The organism is Vibrio sp. 2130-1, from assembly GCF_033339515.1.
Window position 1 is genome coordinate 1 of the sequence record NZ_JAWOUT010000170.1, and the last position, 805, is coordinate 805.

Genomic DNA, 805 nt, shown 5'->3' on the forward strand with positions numbered 1-805 from the left:
AGCGAACAACAAAGTACCATTCCTTGGGTGGTGTGGTCGACAGAACAACAGGAAGTGATTGCCAGCGGTGAACTTGCCGGATGGGAACACTTGGATGAGTTGGTATCGTATGCCGGCCAGCGCCAAGTCATCGCTTTACTAGCGAGTAATGATGTGGTGTTAACTCAGGTGGACATTCCGCCTGGTGCCACACGTCAGTTCGACAGCATGTTGCCTTATTTGATTGAAGATGAAGTCGCGCAAGATGTGGATAGCTTGCACTTCACCGTATTGGGTAAGCAAGCGGATAAAGCACAAGTGTGTGCGGTCGAGCGCGCATGGGTACAAACCGTGCTACAGCGTTTTGCTAGCCAAGGGTTGACCATCAAACGCATCTTGCCAGATGTATTGGCATTGCCTGTCAGTGATGACAACAGCAGTGCGGCACTGATTGGTGAGCAATGGCTAATTCGTCACTCAGAGACGGAAGGCGCGGTGGTGGATTCGGCGTGGCTGGATCTTTACCTCTCTTCTTACCTGCAAAACCATGAAGGTTGGCAACTCGATTGCTACAGTTCCGTGCCAGAATCGACGGTTGAGAACGTATGGGTTCCTAAGCCAGAAGAAATGACGATGGCGTTGCTCGCAAAAGGCGTCGCGAGTAGTAAAACGAACCTGTTAACTGGCGAGTTTAAGCCGAAGTCTTCTTGGGGTAAGTACTGGAAAGTTTGGCAAAAGGCGGCTATCGCTGCGGGCGTTTTGTTAGTGGTGGTCGTGGCTCAGCAACTTCTCGTCGTCCACAAGTACGAGGCGCAAGCACAAGCCT

General features: G+C 51.6%; 1 protein-coding gene. It reads left to right on the plus strand.

Features of this window, described 5'->3' with window-relative positions:
- The coding region (gene gspL / locus R7Q09_RS24960) for a type II secretion system protein GspL (RefSeq protein ID WP_318143798.1) at positions 1 to 805 on the plus strand (805 nt) is incomplete at both ends.